General features: G+C 47.6%; 17 protein-coding genes and 1 pseudogene. 10 read left to right on the top strand and 8 right to left on the bottom strand.

The features are described from left to right. Positions 1-3: 3 nt before the first annotated feature. The 4 genes from ROSEINA2194_RS03060 to ROSEINA2194_RS03040 all read right to left on the bottom strand — a co-directional run bounded on the left by ROSEINA2194_RS03060 (position 4) and on the right by ROSEINA2194_RS03040 (position 6,157). Entirely contained in the window at positions 4-1,188 is a 1,185-nt protein-coding gene (locus ROSEINA2194_RS03060) for an ABC transporter permease (RefSeq protein ID WP_007883245.1), read from the bottom strand. Positions 1,189-1,205: 17 nt separating this feature from the next. Then, entirely contained in the window at positions 1,206-1,574 is a 369-nt protein-coding gene (locus ROSEINA2194_RS21675) for a hypothetical protein (protein WP_007883244.1), read from the bottom strand. 76 nt (positions 1,575-1,650) lie between these two features. Then, complete coding sequence (locus ROSEINA2194_RS03050; RefSeq protein ID WP_007883242.1) at positions 1,651-3,837, bottom strand: ABC transporter substrate-binding protein; 2,187 nt, start codon at positions 3,835-3,837, stop codon at positions 1,651-1,653. A 640-nt stretch (positions 3,838-4,477) separates the two neighbouring features. After that, on the bottom strand, positions 4,478-6,157 hold the full coding sequence (locus ROSEINA2194_RS03040; RefSeq protein WP_007883238.1) for a M3 family oligoendopeptidase: 1,680 nt from the start codon (positions 6,155-6,157) through the stop codon (positions 4,478-4,480). Positions 6,158-6,325: 168 nt separating this feature from the next. Between ROSEINA2194_RS03040 and ROSEINA2194_RS03035 the strand changes: the two genes are divergently transcribed. Beyond that, positions 6,326-6,613, top strand: coding sequence for a hypothetical protein (locus ROSEINA2194_RS03035; protein ID WP_007883236.1), 288 nt, complete (start codon positions 6,326-6,328; stop codon positions 6,611-6,613). Positions 6,614-6,633: 20 nt separating this feature from the next. On the opposite strand, the gene ROSEINA2194_RS19550 is transcribed toward ROSEINA2194_RS03035, so the two are convergent. The 4 genes from ROSEINA2194_RS19550 to ROSEINA2194_RS03020 form a co-directional block, all read right to left on the bottom strand. Further along, positions 6,634-7,134, bottom strand: coding sequence for a hypothetical protein (locus ROSEINA2194_RS19550; protein WP_007883230.1), 501 nt, complete (start codon positions 7,132-7,134; stop codon positions 6,634-6,636). Continuing rightward, positions 7,135-8,064 carry a VanZ family protein gene (locus tag ROSEINA2194_RS03025; RefSeq protein WP_044927054.1) on the bottom strand — a complete coding sequence of 310 codons (930 nt, stop codon included), beginning with the start codon at positions 8,062-8,064 and terminating at the stop codon, positions 7,135-7,137. A gap of 132 nt (positions 8,065-8,196) precedes the next feature. After that, entirely contained in the window at positions 8,197-8,313 is a 117-nt protein-coding gene (locus tag ROSEINA2194_RS24000; RefSeq protein WP_465225303.1) for a hypothetical protein, read from the bottom strand. Between the two features lie 265 nt (positions 8,314-8,578). Then, the gene (locus tag ROSEINA2194_RS03020) at positions 8,579-8,842 is read right to left on the bottom strand and encodes a hypothetical protein (RefSeq protein ID WP_007883226.1); all 264 of its coding nucleotides are present in this window, start codon (positions 8,840-8,842) and stop codon (positions 8,579-8,581) included. A gap of 279 nt (positions 8,843-9,121) precedes the next feature. Here ROSEINA2194_RS03020 and ROSEINA2194_RS03015 point away from each other — a divergent pair. The 9 genes and pseudogenes from ROSEINA2194_RS03015 to ROSEINA2194_RS02975 all read left to right on the top strand — a co-directional run bounded on the left by ROSEINA2194_RS03015 (position 9,122) and on the right by ROSEINA2194_RS02975 (position 15,897). Beyond that, positions 9,122-10,035: pseudogene (locus ROSEINA2194_RS03015) on the top strand (ParB/RepB/Spo0J family partition protein). Positions 10,036-10,086: 51 nt separating this feature from the next. Continuing rightward, positions 10,087-10,701 (top strand): hypothetical protein, encoded by a 615-nt coding sequence (locus ROSEINA2194_RS03010; protein ID WP_044927053.1) that lies wholly within the window; start codon positions 10,087-10,089, stop codon positions 10,699-10,701. After that, the gene (locus ROSEINA2194_RS03005; RefSeq protein ID WP_007883217.1) at positions 10,691-10,954 is read left to right on the top strand and encodes a DUF5720 family protein; all 264 of its coding nucleotides are present in this window, start codon (positions 10,691-10,693) and stop codon (positions 10,952-10,954) included. The genes ROSEINA2194_RS03010 and ROSEINA2194_RS03005 overlap by 11 nt, the downstream gene beginning before the upstream one ends. 19 nt (positions 10,955-10,973) lie before the next feature. After that, on the top strand, positions 10,974-11,477 hold the full coding sequence (locus tag ROSEINA2194_RS19545; RefSeq protein ID WP_007883215.1) for a hypothetical protein: 504 nt from the start codon (positions 10,974-10,976) through the stop codon (positions 11,475-11,477). A gap of 34 nt (positions 11,478-11,511) precedes the next feature. Beyond that, on the top strand, positions 11,512-12,294 hold the full coding sequence (locus ROSEINA2194_RS02995; RefSeq protein WP_007883214.1) for a phosphoadenosine phosphosulfate reductase domain-containing protein: 783 nt from the start codon (positions 11,512-11,514) through the stop codon (positions 12,292-12,294). A 27-nt stretch (positions 12,295-12,321) separates the two neighbouring features. After that, complete coding sequence (locus ROSEINA2194_RS02990; protein ID WP_007883213.1) at positions 12,322-13,158, top strand: DUF6017 domain-containing protein; 837 nt, start codon at positions 12,322-12,324, stop codon at positions 13,156-13,158. Positions 13,159-13,206: 48 nt separating this feature from the next. Continuing rightward, positions 13,207-13,554, top strand: coding sequence for a DUF7768 domain-containing protein (locus ROSEINA2194_RS02985; protein WP_044927052.1), 348 nt, complete (start codon positions 13,207-13,209; stop codon positions 13,552-13,554). 82 nt (positions 13,555-13,636) lie between these two features. Further along, on the top strand, positions 13,637-14,113 hold the full coding sequence (locus ROSEINA2194_RS02980) for a PcfB family protein (protein ID WP_007883211.1): 477 nt from the start codon (positions 13,637-13,639) through the stop codon (positions 14,111-14,113). After that, positions 14,110-15,897: a VirD4-like conjugal transfer protein, CD1115 family gene (locus ROSEINA2194_RS02975; protein ID WP_007883210.1), complete on the top strand. Its 1,788-nt coding sequence runs from the start codon at positions 14,110-14,112 to the stop codon at positions 15,895-15,897. Before ROSEINA2194_RS02980 ends, ROSEINA2194_RS02975 begins: the two co-directional genes overlap by 4 nt. Positions 15,898-15,983: the final 86 nt, after the last annotated feature.

Genomic DNA, 15,983 nt, shown 5'->3' with positions numbered 1-15,983 from the left:
TAATTACCTGTCCTTTGTTGAGAATGAAATTCTAGGATCAACCATTGCCATTAGGACATCACCTAAAATAAGGGATGTGACTGTTAAAATCGCATAGAACAGTGTTCCACCGACAATAACACCATTATCATATTTGTTGATAGCCTCTGTTAATAAGTTACCAATACCTGGAACGACATACACACGCTCTGTGATGATCGCTCCTGTCAATGCTCCAAGCACTGCCGCAGGGATTCCCTGAATGATCGGGATCGCTGCGTTCTTCAAAATATGTCTGGTGAAAATCTCACCCTCTGTCAGACCACCGGATCTTGCGAATTTGACATAGTCCGAATTCATCTGGTCGATCATATAACGTCTTATCCACTTCATCAGATTTGCTATGGATGGAAGTGCTAACGATACGATCGGCAATATATACATCAGCCTGCTCGGCGATTCCATATCAAAGGTTGTCGGCAGACCAAAGCTTCCACCGATCGCCTTGAACAGGAAAATATACGCAAGTGATGGTACTGCGATAATAAATACAATATAAAGCGTACCAATCTTATCGACCAGTTTGTCTTTCTTTCTCGCCATAAGGATACCCAGCGGCACACCGATCAGATAAGACATGATAACTGCGATCAGTCCGATCACAAAGGAATAACCCACTTTGGATTTTCCTGTTTTGTATGTTGCAACATTGGTGTAGTCATCTTCATAACGGTCTGCATACAATAAGCTGGATTCTCTGGAACCCTGCATATAGGTTGCAGTGTGCAGATTGTCCGCACTCTCCTCCACAAGACCGGTTGGATAGGTGACAGTTGATTTTATATAAGATCCCTGATGGCTTGTCATCGTACTGAATACATCCACTCCCTGATTTACCGTGTAGGATGTTCCAAGATTGATCGTCACAATATTCTGATGAACAAACGGAAACTTGGAATCAAAATACAGTAAATACTTGTGTGTTGTACCATTGCCAATGATCGCCGGTGAGAATTTTTCCCCACCATAGACAGGATCATGTAACGTAAAGGTGAGACCTCTCTCACCTACGATGTCTTCTACATTATTAATATCATCAATTGTTATTAAATTTGCAAAATATTTTCCCATACGGGATGCCAATGGGACATCTTTATACGCAAAAAGCTGCTGCTGGCCACCGTCGGCATACTTCTTCTTGTTCATCATGACGGCGTCTTTGCGGACTACCGTGTATCCCTGAGACTTATAATACTTTGTGAATTTTTGACATATTCACTGACCTGCTCAGAATCCTGTGCCTTGGTTCTTCCGAAACCAACCACTGCAGATCGCTCTTCCTCTGTTAATTCTCCACTGCTTACAAGTTCATTCAGCCAGTCAGAGTAGGTGACATAATCCAGATAACCATAATCTTCCCATTTAGAGTATTTATAGGCAACTCTTGCATTATTACTTGTATGTGAATATTTTGTATCCCCTGCAAAAACAAGGTTTCGGTCTAACATTGTGTAGATCATGATCATGACCAGCGCCACAACGATCACGATAGACACCAGTCCATGTAATATACGTTTTAATAAATATTTTGTCATAATTGTTCACTCATCAATAGTGCAGGGGAGCGGGGAATCCCCGCTCCGATGCAGTGTTGTTATTTCGTAGATACGATTAATAAATACCGATAGATTTGATCATGTATCCGGCATATTCTGGCTGGAATGTATCCAGATAAGATGCAGGATCACCATAGTCAGGACCCCATCCGGATAAGTCACAGAAGTCATAGTTCATTTCGTAACCATAGTTCATGTAATATCCGCTGTAGTACCAGTCTGTGTTATCTGCTGCTGCAATTAAGTTTACCTGGACAAGTCCCTGTGTAGAAGCTTCGATAGACTGTTTCAGAGAGTTTGCTCTGTTTGTAAATACTTCACTGGAAGAAGCATATACAACATCCATCTGGATTGGGTTGTCAGCATCGATCGTAAGACCATCTGCTGCTAACTCTTCTACTGCCTGACTCATTTCTTCCCAGGAGTTATCTGCATTGTACCATCCGTCATATCCGTCGGAAGAACCGGCACCCTCGTTAGCTGTTGGATCCCATACTGTGATCTTCACGCCGTCAGCATCGATCTGATCCTGTACGATCTGTCCATAGTATGTTCCAGCCGGATATGTTTTTTCTGTTCCGTTGATATCAACTGTTACTTCTTCTTCCAAAGTAACAAAGTTACCCGGTGTGTAAGAGTTTCTCATAGAAGCATATTTCAGATCATCACCAACCTGCTGTGCAAGATAAGCACCACGATCCAAGCCCATGGCAAGTGCTCTACGGAAGTGGACGTTCTGCATAGCCTGTTTTGTTCTTGCAGCATCTTCCTCTGTCTGTGAGGAAACTGCTTTTGTTGTATCGTTTGCGTTTGCAAACTGATTACGGTTGATATTAAAGAATCCGCTGTATGTTGTTGCATCTGTAAGTGCTACATATGCATAATCATCAAAGTTTCCATCCGCTTTTGCTGCTGCAACAGAAGCTGTGTTAAGACCTGTTCCATCTACAACACCTGCGATTGCATCGTTATATGCTTTTGTCGCATCAGAACCATCATTGTATACCCATGTCAGTGTATGGATATTGATGTGATCTGCATTCCAGTAGGACTCGTTAGCCTGGAATACGATTGTGTTCTTGGATGTAAAGTTCTTAACAACATATGGTCCGCAATATGCGATAGAATCAGAATCCTTACCATATGTGTAATCTGCTGCATCCGGATCATACTCAACACCAAACTTACCACCCATGGATTCATAGAAGGATCTGTTCATTGGAGCAAATACGTTGTAACCGAGCATTGTTGTGAAGTATGTGCAAGGAGCTTCCAGATCATACTCTAATGTGTAATCATCAACCGCTTTTACACCGACCTGTGAGAAGTCTGTTACTTCACCGGAGATGTACTGGGATGCATTTGTGATGATACCTTCGATCAGGTACTCAAGACCACCCTGGGCATCCATCATATGCTGCATTCCGGCAACAAAGTCATCTGCTGTCACATCAGCAACTTTTCTGCCCTGGGAATCAACCCATGTAGCACCTTTGCGAAGATGGAATGTGTAAGTTAATCCGTCATCAGATACTTCATAGCTCTCTGCTAATGCAGGCTGTAAAGTTCCCTCTCCATCATACTCCATTAATCCATCGTATGTGTTCACGATTGCTTCAGCATCTACAGACTGAGAAGTTGCAAGAATATCCCATGTGGTAGGATCCTGTGTATATAACTGATAATTATAAGTATCTTTGAGCGTGTAACCCTGCTCCTCTAAGTAAGATTTTGCCCATGCTTCATACTCACCTGTTCCTTTTAACTCAGCCCATTTTGCTCTCATTGTGCTGACATCGGAAGCTTTGATCAGCTCTGTTGTGACAACTGCATTATGGTATCTGTCCATATCGTTGCCCCACAGTGTATAGTCAAATGTGTAAGGAGCTACACGTGAGATGGAATAGTTACCACCCTTTGACTGTAATGGAAGCATAACGCCTGATTCCATTAACTTTGCTTCTGCGATTGCTTCAAGTGCAAATTTCTCAGAAACGGTTTCAGCTTCATCAGCTTTCTGGTAAGCTGCCCAAAAATCACCGAGTTCTTTGTCATACAGCTCTGCAGATACTTCTTCATAATTAGCCGGAGCTACTGCTTCTTCGCTGCTGCCTGATTCTGTACCGGCTTCTGTGTCTTCGACAGCATTTGCATCATCTGCGGCATTGTTCTTATTGCCACATGCAGTCATGCTGACTGTCATAGCAAGTACAAGCATAAGGCTTACTACTTTTTTCTTCATAATATTTCCTCCTGTAGAAATAATCTATATAAACGCTTATGCGCTTATATCATAATTTTTCCTGTTTCTCTGCGGTAAAAAACGTATTCTGATCCGGGCTTTCAATTTCAATGTGTTATCATTGCGCCACGTTATCGTGCTAAATTATTTTTTTACAACCAAAAAAAAGTGCCAACAGACTTTTCCGTCTATTGCACTCACTAGATACAAGTGTCTTTTTCCCGCGTACAACACTTCTTCTATTATACATGCATCTGCGATTTTGTCAATAGTTTTTCTTTTGTCACTTTCTTCCTTATACACACGTTTTATCATATATTTTCCCGCTGTTTTCTCTCCCATCGTTTCTTTATTACAGCTTAATTACAGCTTATTGCAATGCCTCTGTCTCTTCATATCTCTTTAAGCTTTTATCGCTTTACTTATGTACTGTATTATCTCGATATCAGAGTATTGCCTTAATATGTATTATACAAGGCAGTCGACATTTGTCAACAGAAATTTGTTTACCAAGAAACATTTTTCTCGTTGACATAGTAAAAAAAGAGCAGGGATGCCCCATATTAGGGGCCTTTCCCTGCTCTTTGTCTCTATTCATTTTCCCGACTAACTTTTACAGACATCCGCCTGTCAAAATCTGTTATCTATTAAACGCCTTTTTTTCGAATTTGTCAACCAGCTTTTCCATACATCCATCTTCAAAAGGACTATTTAACCCTGCTTCCACGATCACATTAGTAAAGAAATCACGTGCGGAAAGATTACAGAGTTTATAGTAATTCTTCCATGCTTTCTCAAAGTCTTCATCCATCATGACCTTGAACTGCATCGCACACACGCTTGCAAGACAGTAATCAATATAATAGAACGGGCTGCCAAAAATGTGCGGCTGTTTCTGCCAGAAGCCGCCCTGTCCAAAGAAAGGGTCTTCTTCGTAATCCATGTGCGGGCGGTAAACTTTTTCCAATCCTGCCCAGACTGCCTTGCGTTCTGCCGGTGTCATCTCCGGTTTTTCGTACACAATGTGCTGGAACTCGTCCACCATGCAGCCGTATGGGACAAACGCAGCGGAATCTTCCAGATGCATTTTCAGGTAATCGTCTTTCCGGTCGCCAAAAAATAATTCCATCCAGTTATAGGTGAAGTACTCCATCGACATGGAGTGGATTTCCGCTGTCTCCATTGTGATATCGGCGAACTCACGGATCTCTTCGTCTCTTAACAGATATCCCTGGAATGCATGGCCACATTCATGGGTGATGACGTCCACATCTCCGCTTGTTCCGTTGAAGTTTGCAAAAATAAACGGAGACTTGAAATTTGGAATATAGGTCATATAGCCGCCCTGACGCTTTGTTTTTCTTCCGAGCACGTCAAAAAGTTCGTTCTCCATCATGAAATCAAAAAATTCCTTTGTCTGCGGAGACAGTTCACTGTACATTTTCTGTCCTGCCGCAAGGATCTCCTCCGGTGTTCCAATCGGCGCAGGATTTCCATTCGTGAAATAGACATCTGTATCAATATAGGAAAGCTTCTCCACACCAATACGCTGTCTGCGCTGCTCATGTAGTTTATTGGCAAACGGGACAAAGTATTCTTTCACCTGTTTCCGGAAATTTTCGACCATTTCCTTGTCATAACAGTTGCGGTTCATACGGTAATAACCAAGCTCCACATAATTCTCATAGCCAAGCTGTCTTGCCTGCTCGGTTCTGTTTTTCACCATCTTATCATAAATCTCGTCGATCTCATCCGTCACAGACTGGAAATACTCACTGACTGCTTTCCATGCTTTTCTTCTCACCTCACGGTCCGGGCTGGTCTGGAACTTTCTCATGAGAGACAGATTGTAAACTTCTCCCTCAAAAGGAATCTTCGCTGTAGCGATCAGCTTACTGTAACGGCTGCTCAATGCATTTTCTTCCTGCATTAACGGAATGATCTTCTCGTCAAAAGCCTTGTTTGCGATCTCGATATTTTTAAATGTTACTTTTCCGATCTTACTCTCCAGATAGTCTCTGTAAGGAGAATCATAAAGTACTTTTCCGTATTCATTCTCATACTGGCTGATGATCGGTCCGACCTCATCATAAAAATCGCTTTCTTTCTCATAAAATTCATCGGTCGTATCAATATCATGGCGGATCATTGCAAGTTCCATGCTTGTCTGCACATCCGCGGTAAATTTATAGTACTCCCGGTGGATCTCAAACTGCTCCTCTCCGCTTTTTGCATTCTTCGTGCGCTCGATAATGCTCTTATACTCTTTTTCTACTTCTTCCATATCAATGCGTTTGTATGGCATTTCTGAAAATTTCATAGTTCCCCTGCTTTCTGTATATACATCCTGTCTATACTGTTTTCTTCTCAACCATTCTATGATATTCCCGGATTTTTTGCAATGAAACCTTGTGTTTTTCCTTTCACAATTTCACAAAATAGACTATAATAACTTTACTTTCTAAAAAATTATATTCCGAGGTTTTATATGATCACAGCAGAAGATATTTTAAATATGAATTTTTATAAAAAAGAAAAATTTACCGGAAGTTACAAGGGCATGCGCTACCTTGTAAAAAAAGAAAAAGATGACGCTGAAAACGATATTTTCCGCGCCACCGTCTGGCCTGGACCTTATAATTTTTCAACCACTCCCGACGATCAGAAAATTTCCGCCACTTTTCCATTCACAGAAGAAGGTAGACAGCAGGCAGTCGACTGGATGAATGAGCAGTGGCGTTCCAGAAGCGAGTGGGGGATTATGATGCATTCGTGAAGAACGATTGCTTTTCTACATCAAAACCAGCATTTATAATAATACCAATGCGGTTTTATTTTTCGAATCTCTCCTCCATTGTCTCCGTATCCCTGCCAGCTCCAGCCCGCATTGTCTCCCTCTGCTTTTACAAGCTGACCTTCCCCGGTTCCAACCGGAATATCTTCGGGTGAATAGTAAAATCCATAATACACAGATGATGGAGCCAGCCCAAAACCTCCCATATAAAATGCCACTACGTTTTCCGGAAATAACCCTGTCAACTGTACGCTGTAACCATTTTCCTCTTTCCACTCTTCAAACATATGTCGTCTTTCCCTTTGTTCCACTGCCAGGTAGTTTTTTGTAAACTCTGTAAGTTCTTCCTCGTTCCTCAACACAAATTTTTGTATCCGCTTTTCATAATGAAGCTGTGAGACAAGTAGCAGCGTCAAAAAAACACATATACCGAGTCCAACACTCTTCTTAACTTTTTTCTGTAATTTTCCCTGTCCACTCTTCCATTTTTGTTCTGCTTTCATCTACATCCCCCGTTTTTTGTTTTTTCCACGATACTTCCCATAAAAATAATAGAAACTCATCATCCCAGCCACACATAACAGGATATCATCGACATCCAACATACCAACTTTAAAAATATACTGCACTATTTCTATTACAAATGTAATCGTAAAGCACACCAAAAAATTCTGTTTTATTTTTCGGATTTCAAACAATTCAATCAGGAAAAATTGAAGTGGCATAAAAATAAAAAAATTTCCAAAAATATTAATCACGATTGCATAAACATTTCCGCTTAAAAGCACTGTTCCTATTGTCCGAAACGGCACAATATTATAGTCAGTAACCGTCTGTGTTCTTTCCAGAAACGTCAGATTCATAAGCATAACTGCATAATAGATAAAGAGCACCGCCAGTACTGCCTTTTTCCGCTTTCTTCTCTCCTCCAGCTTTTCCAGATAGCAGCGTTCCAACACCATTTCTCCAAGCAAAAATATCCCCGAAATCACAGTCATTCTTATCATTGTCCCAAAATAGTTTCCCTGAAAACGATATGCCTCCCGTAAATACAATAAAAACAACACAAGTGAAACCACCAAACACCCGATTCCGATTTTAAATCCTGTATTGTACTTTTCTTTCCTATTTTCCTGCACATACTCAATCACATTTGTAATATCTATATCCGCCATATGTGCTTTTGTATCATGTACAGCCTCTTCCTGCACCCGTTCTTCTCCATTTAATAATTCCGTTACCGACACATGAAGTTCTTCCGCCAATGGTTCCAGCAACGAAATATCTGGTACTCCCCGCCCAGTTTCCCACCGTGAAACAGCTTTCTCTGTCACCTGAATTTTCTCCGCCAGCTGCTGTTGTGTCATACCTTTTTCTATGCGCTTCTTTCTAATATACTTTCCTATTTTTTCCTTTTCCATCGTCCGCTCCAAATATGATTGTTCTCCTGTACGCTTTCTATCATACTCATATTTGAACAAAAATGCACCCTATGCTTCGTAGGAATAGGAATTTTTTCTGTTATTTCATTCATTTATGGGATTTTTTGATTTTCTTCTTAGAACTTAAGACATAACTGCTGCATTTTTGATTATCTTTGATGTATTCTCGCGGATAAATGTCAACTCATTCACAATGAGATCTTTATATCTTTCATCTATTTCATTGTCAATATCGTATATAATTATGACAAATTTCTAATAGGTAGGACAAATAATTATGTATAAAAAATAGTAGAATTTTTTTCTCTCGCACAAGATAGATTTAAGTCGGTTGAGGGATTAGAAAACGCCGGAAACCCGCATAAACACTATGTTTTTGCGTGTTCTCGGCGTTTCTTTTATCGCCTGTTTTGGTGGTGCGTTTTCGGCTAATGGTGCCCAAATGGTGCCCAAATCCCACGCGGGGCTATAAAAGGCTATAAGAAGCAGTAAAAAGATAAGGCGGTTAAAGCTCAATTTCGCTGCTCTTTTTCTTCGCCGCACTCTTTGCTTTCTTCGGCTCGGCTTCCTTTGCCTTTGCCGGGTCTGCCTGTTTGACAGCCCCATGATAAGCGTCCAGGACTTCTTTTTTCCGTTCAAGCCGCACGTCAACATAGCGGGCAGTAACGGCTTCAAAGTTCATAGACAATCCAAGCGATACGCCGATACCCGCAAGCGTATGTCCTAACACTTCGCCTACGGTGTAGAAGTCGCCCGTCAGTTGGTGCATATTCGTAGCCGCCGTATGCCCTTACGGTATAATTACGACAAACCGGAAAAGCCCCGTATATCAAGGGTTTTCGGTTATCTGGCAAGGTTTTTCATCCTTTTCCAAACCGAAAAATCGAGCCGCGAAGTAGTTATATCGTAGGGGGTGTTATAGTAACGACAAAAATAAAATACCGTTTGGGCGGGCTGTCAGCCCGTCCAAGAAATCAGGACATTTCCTCTGAAAAGAAGAAATGTCCTTTTTTTGTACCCAAAATCAGATGCCGACAGGAGGAACATAATGCCTGAAAAAACCGTGCAGAAGGAACCGGGCAAAAAGCCCGCGCCATCCAAAAAGCCGAAACCGCAGCAGGAAGTAGTTGTTCAGATTTCGCTCTCTGAGCTGCATCCGTTCCCGGATCACCCCTTTCAGGTGCGAGAGGATGCGTCCATGCAGGAAACCGCCGAAAGCGTCAAGGAGTACGGCGTCCTCGTCCCCGCGCTGGCACGGCCACGGGAGGACGGCGGTTATGAGCTGATTGCAGGCCACCGCCGCAAACACGCCTGCGAGCTGGCTGGGCTGGCCACCATGCCCGTCATTGTCCGCGACATTGACCGGGACGCTGCCACCATCATCATGGTGGACAGCAACCTTCAGCGTGAGAACATTCTCCCCTCCGAACGCGCCAAAGCCTACAAGATGAAGATGGAGGCCATCAAGCGGCAGGGCGCACGAACGGATCTGACTTCGCCGAAAATTTCGGCGAAGTTCCGCAGCGATGATGAAGTTGGTCAGGATGCCGGTGTGAGCGGAGATACCATCCGCAACTACATCGCCCTGACGCAGTTAGTCCCGGAGCTTCAGCAGATGGTGGACGAGAAGAAAATCGCCCTCAGTCCCGCTTATCAGATCGCGGCGCTGACTCCCAAAGAGCAGGGCTTGCTTTTGGAAACCATCGACAGCGAACAGGCCACCCCTCGCTCTCGCAGGCACAGCGGATGAAAAAGCTCAGTCAGAGCGGCGAGCTGAACGAGGACACCATGCTCTCCATTATGATGGAGCAGAAGAAACCGGAGAAGAACGACATCACCCTTTCCGGTGAAAAGCTCCGCAAATACTTCCCGCGTTCCTATACCCCATTTCAGATTGAGAACACCATCTTCAAATTACTGGACGCATGGCAGAAAAAGCGCCAGCGCGACCAGAGCCGATGAGCGGACAAGCAGTTTGTTTGTCCGCTATTTTCATGCCAAAAGGAGGACGCCATGTATATCAACACATTCAAATATTCCCCCAAGGATGTGAGCTGCCAGCTCTGTACCGAGTATGTGAAAAAGCTGGGCTGTACCGCCCTGCGCTGCCCGTGGCTGGCCGAGCGTATCGAGGCCGGTGTGGTCGGCTACCGCGAGGCCGTCATGGAAACATTCCCCCGCGACCGCCGCCTGTCCTCGCGCCTGAACCTGCTGATCAAGCACTATCCCGGAAGCCTTTGGAGCAACGAGCAGCATGAGCGCAGGATGCAGTATCAGTGCGCCGTGCAGGGCTATCGCCGCCGCAGAGACACCAACGCCTACTATGCGGCCATGTACCTGCTGACCTCCAACGACGATATTTACCGCCGCACGGCAAATTGCTTCTGTAAGGACGGGATCGAGTTCGGTTATGCGGTGCTGAAAAATACCTCGCCGCACAACTACGCGCTGTTCATGGCGGCGCGCGATCTCTGCGACAAGACGGAGGCGGTCACGATGGCGGACTTGGCGGAACCGGAGGTGATCGACCCGGAGGCGCTGCGCCTGATCGTCAACGCCACTCTGATCGCCCGCTATGGGCTTGCCGCCTTTCAGATCAGAGCGCGAGGTGCCGAATATGAACGCTGATGATTTTGTCGGCGGTCACAGCATCCTTGCGCTGGAGCGCTTTATGGACGAAACCCGCCACATGATTATTTTTGATGTCCTGTCGTGGAAATCCCCTGTGGGCGAAAAGGGCGAACGGCTGCGGCTGTTCCTCTCCGACGTGGGATATGCCAAGGCGCAGGCATCCGAGAAACGCGGAGAAATCAAAATCCGCAAACACGCCGCCGTCATTGAGGGGCATATCCTCCCTGACCGGAAAAAGCGGCGTCACTAAAGTGATTGGAGGAATTACTATGAGCAGAGTAACTGAGCTGGAAAAAGCGCTGACCACGCTGTTCCGCAAGGGTACGGAGGTCGGCTACACGGAAACGGAGATCGACGAGTTCCTGGAAAACATCGACTATCACGCCCTGCTGCAAGCCGTTTGGAACAAGGCTGAAACGGTCTATGCCTACCGCGCAGACGGCAAAAATGCGCTGAGCTTGGACTATCGAAGCGCGGAGCTGTTCAAGCAGCGAGCGACGCTTCTCTATGAGGACGTGGGCGACAGCTATATCGGCGCGGTGTTTGCCGCCCGGTCGATGGAGCTGTGGCTGCTGGAGGATATGGGCTTTGCCGTCGTTGCCAAATTCAGCGTGAACGCCGGAGAAGGCGAATACGTCACCGAGTATCGCGTCTACAAGGGCAGCGATTGGGCAGACAGCGAGATTTCTCTGGATTTGGAGGACTTGGTGGCCGAGCTTGCCGCCCTGTGTGATCCCTACTACGAACACGAGCAGCCCATCTATGAGCTGTGATGTGGGAAAGGAGTGAAAACGGAGCGGCTTCCCCATGCGGGAAACCATTCAGAACGCAAACGGCAAGCAGTTTCACGCCGTCAGCCTGTCCGGTGGCAAGGACAGTACCGCCATGCTGCTTTTGATGATCGAACGGGATATGCCCATCAATATGGTGCTGTCAGCGGACACCGGCATGGAGTTCCCGGAAATGTATGAACACCTTGCCAAACTGGACGAGCATCTTTTCCGGGAGCGCGGCATCCATATCACCACGCTGCGGCATCCCAAGGGCTTTGAATACCTGATGTTCGACGAACCCAAGCAGAAGCCCCGCAGTCTGGAAAACCGTGCAAAGCTGGGCATCCCGCCCTACGGCAACGGCTGGCCGGGAATCCGCGTCCGCTGGTGTACCGGGCAGCTCAAAACGCACCTCATCACCAAGAAGGTCAACCGGCTCAAAGGCGAGCTGGGCGCGATCCACTATGTCGGTATCGCCGCCGATGAAGCGTGGCGCTGCAAGGATGAGCGGTATCCCCTCGTGGAATGGGGCATCACAGAGGCGCAGGCGCTCCAAGCCTGTTACGACCGTGGCTATGACTTCGGCGGGCTGTATGAGATTTACCACCGTGCGTCCTGCTGGTGCTGCCCGTTCCAGCGTATCGACGAGCTGCGGAAGCTGCGAAAGCATCACCCGGAGCTGTGGGAAAAGCTGCTGGAGCTGGATCGCCGTGCGCTGGCACAGTTCGGCACCGGCCCGCTGGGACAGTTCAAGCAGAACTGGAGCGTAAAGCGGCTGGATACGCGGTTTGCCGAGGAGGACGGCCAAACAGGTTGACTGCCCTGCGGAAAGGATTGAAGCAATATGGCTGTATTTCGCGTTGAACGGACGCGGGATTACACGGTGATGTGCAACCATCACCTGAAAGACAGCAATCTTTCCCTGAAAGCCAAGGGGCTGCTCTCCATGATGCTCTCCCTCCCCGACGAGTGGAATTACACCACGCGGGGGCTGGCTACGATCTGCAAGGAGGGCGTGGACGCCATCGGGAAAACACTCAAGGAGCTGGAGCAGGCGGGCTACATCATCCGCCGTCAGCTTCGCGGCAAGGACGGGCGCATTTCCGACACGGAGTACACCATCTTCGAGAAGCCCCGAAAGCCCTCTCCACCGGATACGATTTTACCAGATACGGAAAACCCGTATCTGGATAACCCGGATACGGAGGCACCGGATACGGATAATCCCGCGCAATTAAATACTAAGAAATCTAATACTCAAAAATCAAATACTGATCTATCAAGAACTCATTCATTCTTTCTGCCTGCGGTGGACGGAATGACGGACGGATTTGAGAAAAAAGCGGAGATCAGAGAGCAAATCGAATACGACATTCTCTGTCAGCAGTATGACCGGATGCAGCTTGATGAGCTGGTGGAGATCATGCTGGAGGTCGCCATGAACCGCAGCCCCACGGTCAAGATCGGGCGGGATGCGGAGTATCCCACCGGCTTCGTGCAACAGCGCTTTGAAAAGATTACCTCCATGCACATCGAAAAGGTCATGGACGGTATCCGCGAGAACACCACCCGCGTCTGGAACACGAAAGCCTATCTTATGGCGGCGCTGTTCAATTCCGTTTCCACCATCGACAACCACTATGCCATGCTGGTCAATCACGATTTTCACGGCGGCCCCTAAAGGCCGTCATTTTTCATGCCCGATTCCGGGAGAAAGGATTTGATACCGATGAAACGCCCCCTTGCCTACATCACCGCTCCGTGGAGCGAGAATGAGTTTGAGAACACCGAAAACGCCGCCAAGTATTGCAGGGCGGTCTATGACGCGGGATTTTCGCCCGTCTGCCCCGCGCTGTTTCTGCCGCTGTTCCTGCGCGATGAGATTCCGCAGGAGCATAAGGACGGCATCGACATGGCACGGGAATATCTGCGCCGCGCTCGTGTGCTGGTGGTTTGCGGCAGCACCGTGGATGAAAGCGTGAAAAATGACATCGCCGTGGCCGAGCGCCTGCGGATCACCGCCACCACGCTGGACGGCATCCTGACCGTCAAGGGACAGGGGCGCAGAAATGAATGAGCATCTTCTGCACCGGCTGGTGGTACCGCCTTAGTGTCCCGGCGTTCTCCCTGCAAATCGGAGGAAAGGAGCGTGATAAGTCATGCAGGAAGAAGTTGAACAGAGAATCGTATCCCTGATGATCTCCTGCGGAAAGCTGGGCGAACAGGAATTTCGCAAAGCCATTGCCAAGCTGCTGGAGCAACTGAAAAACGACCGCCAGAAGCATCAGTACAGCAAGGCCAATCCCCACGGAAAAATGACCGTCAAGCAGCTTGCCGCCAAGGATAAGGGGTTGCAGAGCATTGAAGTCACCGATCAGAATATCGGCTCATTCAACCGGATTGCCCGGAAGTATGGCATTGACTTCGCTCCATTCAAGGTCAAGGGCGAAAAGCGATACATGGTGTTCTTCAAAGCGCCGGACGCCGACGCAATGACCGCCGCGTTCAAGGAATATACCACCAAGCAGGTCAGAAAGGCGGAACGCCCCTCGGTACTGGAAAAGCTGCAACACTTCAAGTCGCTCATTCAGGCGGCTGTGGTGGACAGGACAAAGCGGAAGGAGCTGGAACGATGAAGCAAGTCAACGTCAAAAAGCTCATCCTTCCCAACATCCCGTATGTGTTCATCGCGCTGCTGGCCACCAAGGTCAGCGAGGCGGTGCGGCTGGCTCCCGGTTCGGACGCTTCCGCGAAGCTGCTGAACATTATGACCGGTCTGAACACGGCGTTTCACTCCCTTGTCCCCAGCTTTCATCCCATTGACCTGTGCGTGGGCGTTGCCGCCGCCATCGCTATTCGGCTGGCGGTCTATATCAAGGGCAAAAATGCCAAGAAATTCCGCAAAAATCTGGAGTACGGCAGCGCCCGTTGGGGAACCGCCGAGGACATCAAGCCCTACGTCGATCCCGCGTTTGAGAACAACATCATTCTCACGCAGACGGAGCGTCTGACGATGAATAGTCGCCCCAAAGACCCGAAAACGGCGCGGAACAAAAATGTCCTGATCGTCGGCGGCAGCGGTTCGGGCAAGACCCGCTTTTGGTTGAAGCCCAATCTGCTACAATGCACCTCAAAAACCTATCCCACCAGCTTCGTCGTCACCGATCCCAAAGGGGACATCGTGGTTTCCTGCGGCCATGCGCTGCAAAAGAACGGGTATCAGATCAAGATTCTCAATTCCCTGAACTTCAAGAAGTCCATGCACTACAACCCGTTCGCCTACATCCACTCGGAAAAGGACATTTTGAAGCTGGTCACGACGCTGATCGCCAACACCAAGGGCGAGGGTAAAGCCGGTGACGATTTCTGGGTGAAAGCGGAAACGCTGCTCTACACCGCCCTTATCGGGTACATCCACTATGAAGCGCCGGTGGAGGAACAGAGTTTCTCTACGCTCATTGAGTTTATCAATGCGATGGAGGTGCGTGAGGACGATGAGGACTTCAAAAATCCGGTGGATTTGATGTTCGAGGAACTGAAAAAGCGCAAGCCAGACCACTTCGCCGCCCGCCAATATGCCAAATTCAAGCTAAGTGCCGGCAAGACAGCTAAGAGCATCTTGATTTCCTGCGGCGCACGGCTTGCGCCCTTTGACATTCAGGAGCTACGGGAACTGACGGCCTATGACGAGCTGCAACTGGACACGCTGGGCGACCGGAAAACCGCCCTGTTCATCATCATGTCCGATACGGATGATACCTTTAACTTTCTCATTTCCATGTGCTATACCCAGCTTTTCAATCTGCTTTGCGAAAAGGCAGATGATGTGTACGGCGGGCGCTTGCCGGTTCACGTCCGCTGCCTGATCGACGAGGCCGCAAATATTGGCCAGATACCGCGACTTGAAAAGCTGGTTGCGACGATCCGTTCCAGAGAAATCTCCTGCTGCCTTGTCTTACAGGCACAGAGCCAGCTTAAAGCCCTGTATAAGGACAGCGCGGATACGATCATCGGCAACATGGACTGTTCCATCTTTTTGGGTGGTAAGGAACCCGGTACGCTGAAAGAGCTGGCGGCGGCGCTGGGTAAGGAAACCATCGACAGCTATAACACCGGCGAGAGCCGTGGCCGCGAGGTTTCCCATTCGCTGAACTATCAGAAATTGGGCAAGGAGCTGATGAGCGTGGATGAGCTTGCCGTGCTGGATGGCGGCAAGTGCATCTTGCAGCTTCGCGGCGTCCGCCCGTTTCTGTCCAACAAATATGATCTCACCAAGCATCCCCTCTACCGCTACACAGCGGATTATGACAAGAAATACGCCTTTGACATAGAGCGTTTTCTGTCCCATCGCCTCAAGCTCAAGCCGGATGATGCAGTTGAGGTGTATCAGGCAGACCTTTCCGGTGAACCTGTCGCCTGACAGCGGCAGTCTAATTTGACAACGACTCGATGAAACTTCGTGGAAGAAATGTACCCTCCAAAATCTAAAACATATTTTTCGGAGGT

This window comes from Roseburia inulinivorans DSM 16841 (genome assembly GCF_000174195.1).
In the GTDB taxonomy this organism is placed as follows: Bacteria; Bacillota; Clostridia; order Lachnospirales; family Lachnospiraceae; genus Roseburia; species Roseburia inulinivorans.
Note: the sequence above shows the minus strand (reverse complement) of the source record. Positions and strands in the feature narration are given on the sequence as shown.